A 7,026-nucleotide genomic window follows, 5' to 3' on the forward strand; every position below is an offset into this window, starting at 1 on the left:
CAGCCCGGCCGCCGCCGCCACATACGTCGTGGCCGAGACGCCGAGGCCCAGCAGCGCCCACCACCAGTTGGCCTCACGCAGTTCGGACAGGAACGCCGGCACCGTGCTGATGAACGGGTAGGCCACATAGACCAGCGCCACCAGCAGCACCAGCTGGATGACCTGCTTGCGGGTGAAGCGGGTGATGGTTTCGGTCTGGATGTCCTGGGCGCCGGTCTGCAGTTTGACTTCGTCGCGGGCCCCGGCCATCACTGTCTTGGGATCGGAGAGGCTTCTGCGGATGCGGGCTGGCATCGCCGAACGGGTCAGCCGTCGCGAGGCGTCCAGCACGGTGCCGGCGCCCAGCACGTCGATGGCCGCCCGCACCGCCGGCCGGGCACCGTACCGATCGGACGTCGTCGCCAGCAGTTGGGCGATATCGGACTGCATCTGTTCGTCGGAGGCGCCGTACTCGGAATAGCCGAAACCGCCGAACAGCGCCGTCTGGGAGTCGATGCTGATCTCACTGGGGCGCAGGTCTCCGTGCGAGATCTGATGGTTGTAGAGCACACCGAAGGACTCCCAGATCGGGCCGACCGCACTGTCGTCGGGGAGGTGGGGCAGCGGGATGCCCCGCGGGGTGGTGTGGGCGAAAACGGTCCAGCCGCGCTCCAGCCCGGCCACGCTGAGCGTGCTGGTGTTGGCGACGCCCAGATCGCCGGCGGCGATGGTCATCAGCGCCCGGTGTTCCACGGCGCGGTGCAGCGACATCTGCAGCGGCGCGGTCTCCTTGTCGCGCAGCACCAGCCAGCGCCAGAACTGCCGCACCGCCCCGCCGCTGCGCTGGTTCGGCCCGTACAGTTCGACCACCGCATGCCGTCCGGTCCGGTCGGTGGCGCTGAGTTCCAGCGGACCGCGTCCGCTGGGCCGCACGACCGTCATCGCGTCGGTGACGAATCCGCGCCGCGCCATCGCGCGCACGGCACCGTCGAGTGGGACCTCCAAGGCCGGCGTGCCGACCACCAGCACCACCACCGCGCCGACGAACCAGCCGACCGCCAGGCCGAGCAGCGACCGGGCCGGGACAACCGCGCTGACCAACAGGTGTATCGGCACGAACGCCAGCAGCAGGCCCCACCACCAGCGCCGCCACCGGGCCGGCTGCCAGGGACCCGCCACCGTGAGGACTGCGGCCAGCAGCGCGATCCACCGGGGGTCGTCGAGGAACTGCGACAGCATCGTCGACAGCCGGTCGTTGAGGTCGAAATGCCAGCGCGGTGCGGCGATGCCCTGACCGGAGATCGACAGCGCCAACACCGCGATGAAACCCGCCGCCGCGTAGGCACCCAGCAGTTTCCACTGCCGGCCGGCGATCAGCCCGATCAGGATCACGAACGGCAGAGCGACGATCACGACGCCATAGACCAGGTAGACGGCGTTGGACTGGGCCGGGGTGAGCACCCCGACGATCCGGGAGATCGACTTCTCCAGGCCGACCCAGTCGCTGCGGGTGATCAGCGAGCTGAAGATGACGATCGCCAGGAACAGCCCGGAAAGGCCCACCCGGACGATGTCGTTGGTTCGCCGGGTCAGCGGCTGTAGCAGATCACCGGTTACGGTGACCTCGCGTCCGTCGACTCGCACGGTGTTAGAACTTATCGTCACACGAACCCGAAGTAGCCCAGCACCGCCGCGGCGGCCACCACGATGAGCGGGTTGGTCTCGGTGCGCACGAAGATCACGGTTCCCACCGCACCTTCACTCCGGCCCGGTTCGACGATCAGCTGCGGCGTGATCTCTGACCGATCAGGCATAAGAGCGATGATGCTAACAGTCGCGACGCCGGTCAGCCGGGTGGCTAGGGGGTGGGCACAGGCGTGGGTAAAAGCGTGGGCACCGGGTTCGGCACTGGCGCGGGCAACGGCGCGGGCCCAGGGCTCGGCACAGGGGTGGGCACCGTCGCGGGCACAGGCGCGGGCCCCGTCTTGGGCGCCGGGAGCTCACCCGGCGGATTCTGACCCAGCAACGCGCCCTTGAGCAGGCCTGCGTCATACATGCCATAGATCCGGCGCAGGAGCGCGATCCGGCCCATGCCGCCGATCTCCTCGTTCGGGCCGATGCCGGGGACGAGGGTGCCCTGGCCGGGCGGGGCCGGGTCGACGTTGAGATTCAGCAGATAGTCCGGGTTGGATGCGCTGAGACTCGGGATCACCGCCACCGGCGCGGGGGGAACGCCCGGCCCTGGGACCGGAGGGCCCGGAACAGGAGGGCGCTGTCCCAGCAGCACGTCGGCGAACGACACGGGGGGAAGTCCCAGCGGGCCGCTGTCGGCGCCCACCTGGCCCAGCGGATTGCTAATCCGCGCCTGTTGCGGGACGAACTCGCCCGGGGCCGCGGGCACCACCGGACCCGGGGCCTCAGCAGCCAGAACACCCGGTGCAGGGGGTGCCGGGGGTGCCGGGACGGCCGGCGGCGCCGGCACAGGCAGGACGGGCGGCGGCGGACCTGGGTCGGCAGCAGCGGGCGCGATCGGCGCGAAAGCGACCGCGACTAGCGCGATCGCCGCCTTCAGACCTGTCATCCGTCCTCTCCCGTCGGCGGGCATGACGACCACCGTAATACGTTGCCCACCCGACCGGGAGCGATTTGCTGTGAAGTTAACCAGGCGGAAGGACCGGCAGCAGGAGCGGGTCGGCGGGGGTCGGCCCAGGTAGCAGGAACCTACTTGCAGAGACCCGCAAGCTTCTCGGAGGTGGCGGCGGCGGCTTTCAGCCGCTCCGCCTGCTCGGGCACGCTGCTGGTCTGACCGACGAAGAAGTACTGTGCGGCGTCCTGCAATTGAGCGGCCAGCGTGCCGATCGGCTCAGCCAACTCCGCCGGAGTGTTCGACGGGGTGTTCTGCCACAGATAGGCCGCCCCGCCGACCATCGACAGCCGGGTATTGGCCGCCACGGTTTCCAGCGCGACCGGCTCCGGACCGAGATTGGTCCGCGACTGCAATGAGACGCCCTCGGCGACCAGCGCGACCGTTTTGCAGGCCGCAGCTTTCGGGTCCGCCGCGGCGGAGTTGGCCGAGAACGCCCCGGGGGCCTCGGGCGCCTCGGGCGCCAAGGTCGGCGTCGGCTTGAACAGCGACCACCCGGCGGCCGCGGCGGCCAGCACGGACAAGGCCAGGGCGACCGGCGCCATCCACCCTGGCCCCGAGCGCCGCGACGTCACGACGGGCTGACCTGACGTGCGCGGATAGTCCCGGAAGGTCTCGTCAGGGTCGAAGGTTGGATCAGACATGGCCGCGATCCTACGCGTATCCTCGACGGCGACAGCACAGCGAGAGGACCACGATGGCGGCACCCCATCGGCGCTTGGCAGTCGCGTTGGGCGGTGGCGTCGCTGTCGTCGGAGCGGCGGTCGGAATCGTCGTCTCGGCGCCGGTCGCAGCCGCTAACACCTGCGCCCCCGGATTCGTGCCGAACCCGTATACCGCCCAGTGCCTGGCGCCGGTGAATACCCCGGTCATCAATGGCCAGCCCTGCATCGCGAGCAATATCGGGCTGTGCAATTCCTTCATCCAGAACCAACAGCCCCCGCGCGGACCGCGGCCGGTGGGCTGATTCAGGTTCGGGTGACCCTTTTGTTCAGCAGCCGGGCCATCCAGGCCGGCGACATCTGAGCCATCCCGGCAAGCACCTTGGTCTGCCGACCCACCGGGTAATGCACCTTGGGCAGCCAGGTCCGGTTCGGGTGGGTAGCCGCGTAGATCTCCTCGGCGACGTCTTCGGCAGTCAGGCGCACGCCCAGCGCCTTGGTGCTCTTGGTCTCCACACCGTCGACCATGGCGGTGGCGACGAACAGCGGCCACATCGCGATCACCCGGATGCCGTAGCGGCGCCACTCCAGTTCCAGGCCCTCGGTCAGACCGCGCACGGCGAACTTGGTAGCCGAGTAGGTGGCCAGTTCGGGCTGTCCGTAGATCGCCGAGGCCGAGCAGAGGTTGACCACCTGCGCCCCCCGGGTATCCCGCAGGTACGGAAAAGCCGTGTGCAGGCCGGCCATTGCGCCGTAGACGTTGACGTCGACCATCCGCCGCTGGGTCTGCAGCCCAATCTCCGCAAACCGTCCGTGACTGAGCACCCCGGCGTTGTTCACCAGGATGTCCAACCGGCGCGAACTGCCGGTGAACTCCGTCAATTGCAACGCCCAGTCGTCGGCGTCGGTGACGTCGAGATGCCCGATCGCGATGTCGCCACCGTGCGTGGTCACCTCCTCGCGCAACGACGCCAGCCCGCCCAGGTCGATGTCGTACGCGCCCACCCGGTATCCGCGCCGGGCGAAGGCCACGGCGGTGGCCCTGCCGATGCCCGCGGCGGCGCCGGAGATGAAGACGGTCGGCGAGGACGTCGACACGGAGGGAGACGACGGCGTCATGACCTCAAATCTAGACCGCCGTCGCCGCGGAGGGCGACGGGGCCGGTGACAGAATCAGCCGCATGAGCACCTGGCAGGACCTCACCGGACACGTCGCCCTCGTCACCGGCGGGAACAGCGGAATCGGCCTGGGCATGGCCCGCGGGTTGCGTAAAGCCGGTGCGGCCGTTGCCATCTGGGGTACCAACGCGGAACGCAACGCCGCCGCGGTCGCCGAACTGCGCGGGGATTCCGCGGACGCGCCGGTGGCCGCGTTCAGAGTCGACGTCAGCGACGAGGACGCCGTGACCGACGGCGTCGCACGCACGCTGGAGACCTTCGGCGCCATCGACTCCTGTTTCGCCAACGCCGGGGTGAGCGGCCGGCCGTCCCCGATCGACACCATGACCACCGCGGAGTGGCGGCGGGTGATGGGAGTCAACCTCGACGGCCAGTTCTTCACCGTGCGCGCCGTCGCCGGGCATATGAAGCAGCGCCATTGCGGTTCGATCGTGTTCACCAGCAGTGTGTCGATGACCGACGGCCTGCCGTTCGCCGTGCACTACGCCGCATCCAAGGCCGCGTTGGCCGCGATGGCACGCGGCCTGGCAGTGGAACTGGCCCGCGACGGCATCCGTGCGAACGCGATCGTGCCGGGCTGGACCAAGGCGGCGATGACCGAGGATCTGCTGGAATCACCTGCCGCGCAGACCAAGATCCTGCCGCGTGTTCCGGTCCGGCGCTGGGGCGTTCCGCAGGACTTCGAAGCGCTGGCGGTATGGCTGGCCGGCCCCGGTTCGGCCTACGTCACCGGCCAGACCATCGTGATCGACGGCGGGTACAGCATCTTCTGAGTGCGGGCGGAGGGACTCGAACCCTCACGCTCTTTCGAGCAATGGCACCTAAAGCCATCGTGTATGCCAATTTCACCACGCCCGCAAGCCCGTCGATCTTATCGCGGCTGATCACAGGTACCGTTTTGGTGTGTCCGTGCCCCGCCGCCGCCGCGTCGCGCTGATCCTGCTGGTGATCGTCGCCGCCGCCGGCTGCCTGGTACTGGGCTGGTGGCAGTGGACCCGGTTCGAATCGACGTCCGGCAACTTCCAGAACCTCGGGTATGCCCTGCAGTGGCCGCTGTTCGCGGGGTTCTGCATCTACGCTTATCGGCAGTTCGTCAGATACGAGGAGACACCGCCGCAACCGTCGGATTCCGACGGCCCCACCGAGATCCCCGCCGGGCTGCTGCCCGAGCGCCCCGCACCGGCGGCACAACCGCAGGACGCCACCATGCGCGAGTACAACGCCTACCTCGCCGAGCTTGCCGAATCCGACCAGGGCGGCCCCCCGGCCGCCGGTAGCGCCGACCAGAACAGGACCACCGCATGACCGAGACTCCCCCGATCACCCCGGTCGAGAAGATTCGCTCGGCGCTGAAGGGCTACCGGGTGATGGCCTGGATGACCGGCATCTGGCTGATCGCTCTGGTCTACGAGATGGTGCTCAAGTACATCGTCAAAGTGGACAACCCGCCGAACTGGATCGGCGTGGTGCACGGCTGGGTCTATTTCGTCTACCTGTTGTTCACCGCTAACCTGGCGGTCAAGATCCGCTGGCCCATCGCCAAGACCATCGGGGTGCTGCTCGCCGGCACCATCCCGCTACTGGGCATCATCGTCGAGCAGGTTCAGACCCGCGAGATCAAAGAGCGGTTCAATCTCTAGCCAGTTCGCGTAGCGCCGGCACCAGCTTCGCCAGGGCCCGCCCGCGGTGCGACACCGCATCCTTCTCGGCGGCGCTCAGCTGCGCGGCGCTTCTGCCATTCGTGGGGCCGTCCCCAGGAGTCTCTCCCACCGGGATGAACACCGGGTCATAGCCGAAACCCCCGTCGCCCAACGGTTCCCGGGCGATCACTCCGGGCCACTCCCCGCGCACCACCGTCAGATCGTCCGCACCGGGCCCGGTCGCCAGCGCACACACCGACACGAACGCCGCGTCGCGCCGCTCATCGGGGACATCACCCATCTGGGCCAGCAGCAACCGATAGTTGGCGACATCCTTGTCGGGATCCCCAAAGCCACCGGACCACCGCGCCGACAGCACCCCGGGCATGCCGTTGAGTGCCGCCACCGCGATGCCGGAGTCGTCGGCCAGCGCCGGAATCCCGTTCGCGGCGAAGGCATCCCGCGCTTTGGCGATCGCGTTCTCCTCGAAGGTAGCCCCGGTTTCGGGCGCCTCGGTGAACGGCGGCACGTCATCGAGGGTCAGCAACTCCAGCCCGGTGATGCCGGCGCCGTCGAGGACCCGGTGAAGTTCGGTCAGCTTCTTGCGGTTTCGGCTGGCGATGAGAAGTCGGGTCATGAACCTGACCCTATTGCGCCGCAACTAGCTTCCGAAGCTTTTCTTCGGCGGCGGACCGTCGGGCAGTTCACCGGGGTACGGCAACGCCAGCGCCTCGCGCTGAGCGGCGAACAGGGTGTCGCAGGCAGCCAGCGCGGCGTCGAGCAGTTTGTCCAGCGTGGAGCGTGGGAACGTGGCACCCTCCCCGGTTCCCTGGACCTCCACCAGCGTGCCGGTGTCGGTGGCCACCACGTTCATGTCCACCTCGGCGCGGGAGTCCTCCTCGTAAGGCAGATCTACCCGCAC

Annotated in this window: 10 protein-coding genes, 1 tRNA gene and 1 pseudogene; 4 read left to right on the plus strand and 8 right to left on the minus strand. The window is 68.7% G+C overall.

The genetic code is table 11. The features are described 5' to 3' along the window. The 4 genes from ADBZ6I_RS14720 to ADBZ6I_RS14735 all read right to left on the minus strand — a co-directional run. The coding region (locus ADBZ6I_RS14720; protein ID WP_526385093.1) for a TIGR00374 family protein at positions 1-1,623 on the minus strand (1,623 nt) is incomplete at its 3' end. Positions 1,624-1,640: 17 nt separating this feature from the next. Further along, complete coding sequence (locus ADBZ6I_RS14725) at positions 1,641-1,793, minus strand: hypothetical protein (protein ID WP_526385095.1); 153 nt, start codon at positions 1,791-1,793, stop codon at positions 1,641-1,643. 44 nt (positions 1,794-1,837) lie between these two features. Further along, positions 1,838-2,560 (minus strand): hypothetical protein, encoded by a 723-nt coding sequence (locus ADBZ6I_RS14730; protein ID WP_526385097.1) that lies wholly within the window; start codon positions 2,558-2,560, stop codon positions 1,838-1,840. 140 nt (positions 2,561-2,700) lie between these two features. Next, positions 2,701-3,267 (minus strand): hypothetical protein, encoded by a 567-nt coding sequence (locus ADBZ6I_RS14735; protein ID WP_526385099.1) that lies wholly within the window; start codon positions 3,265-3,267, stop codon positions 2,701-2,703. A 53-nt stretch (positions 3,268-3,320) separates the two neighbouring features. On the opposite strand from ADBZ6I_RS14735, the gene ADBZ6I_RS14740 reads away from it, so the two are divergent. Beyond that, positions 3,321-3,590, plus strand: coding sequence for a hypothetical protein (locus ADBZ6I_RS14740; protein ID WP_526385101.1), 270 nt, complete (start codon positions 3,321-3,323; stop codon positions 3,588-3,590). A 1-nt stretch (position 3,591) separates the two neighbouring features. Here ADBZ6I_RS14740 and ADBZ6I_RS14745 read toward each other — a convergent pair whose 3' ends face one another. Next, positions 3,592-4,404, minus strand: a complete 813-nt coding sequence (locus ADBZ6I_RS14745; protein ID WP_526385103.1) for an SDR family oxidoreductase — start codon at positions 4,402-4,404, stop codon at positions 3,592-3,594. Between the two features lie 62 nt (positions 4,405-4,466). Between ADBZ6I_RS14745 and ADBZ6I_RS14750 the strand changes: the two genes are divergently transcribed. After that, positions 4,467-5,237 carry an SDR family NAD(P)-dependent oxidoreductase gene (locus tag ADBZ6I_RS14750; RefSeq protein WP_526385105.1) on the plus strand — a complete coding sequence of 257 codons (771 nt, stop codon included), beginning with the start codon at positions 4,467-4,469 and terminating at the stop codon, positions 5,235-5,237. Position 5,238: 1 nt separating this feature from the next. Here the strand turns inward: ADBZ6I_RS14750 and ADBZ6I_RS14755 are convergent. Continuing rightward, a tRNA-Leu gene (locus ADBZ6I_RS14755) sits at positions 5,239-5,322 on the minus strand. 45 nt (positions 5,323-5,367) lie between these two features. Here ADBZ6I_RS14755 and ADBZ6I_RS14760 point away from each other — a divergent pair. Together ADBZ6I_RS14760 and ADBZ6I_RS14765 are read left to right on the plus strand one after the other, a co-directional pair. Next, complete coding sequence (locus ADBZ6I_RS14760; RefSeq protein WP_526385107.1) at positions 5,368-5,769, plus strand: hypothetical protein; 402 nt, start codon at positions 5,368-5,370, stop codon at positions 5,767-5,769. Beyond that, a complete protein-coding gene (locus ADBZ6I_RS14765; protein ID WP_526385109.1) occupies positions 5,766-6,104 on the plus strand; it encodes a DUF3817 domain-containing protein in 339 nt (112 codons plus the stop codon). Before ADBZ6I_RS14760 ends, ADBZ6I_RS14765 begins: the two co-directional genes overlap by 4 nt. On the opposite strand, the gene ADBZ6I_RS14770 is transcribed toward ADBZ6I_RS14765, so the two are convergent. Both ADBZ6I_RS14770 and rph read right to left on the minus strand, forming a co-directional pair. After that, the gene (locus tag ADBZ6I_RS14770) at positions 6,094-6,741 is read right to left on the minus strand and encodes a non-canonical purine NTP pyrophosphatase (RefSeq protein WP_526385111.1); all 648 of its coding nucleotides are present in this window, start codon (positions 6,739-6,741) and stop codon (positions 6,094-6,096) included. The genes ADBZ6I_RS14765 and ADBZ6I_RS14770 overlap by 11 nt on opposite strands. A gap of 24 nt (positions 6,742-6,765) precedes the next feature. Further along, a pseudogene (gene rph, locus ADBZ6I_RS14775) lies at positions 6,766-7,026 on the minus strand (ribonuclease PH); the annotation flags it as partial.

The sequence above is a fragment of the Mycobacterium sp. genome, from assembly GCF_044342925.1.
Taxonomy (GTDB): Bacteria; Actinomycetota; Actinomycetes; order Mycobacteriales; family Mycobacteriaceae; genus Mycobacterium.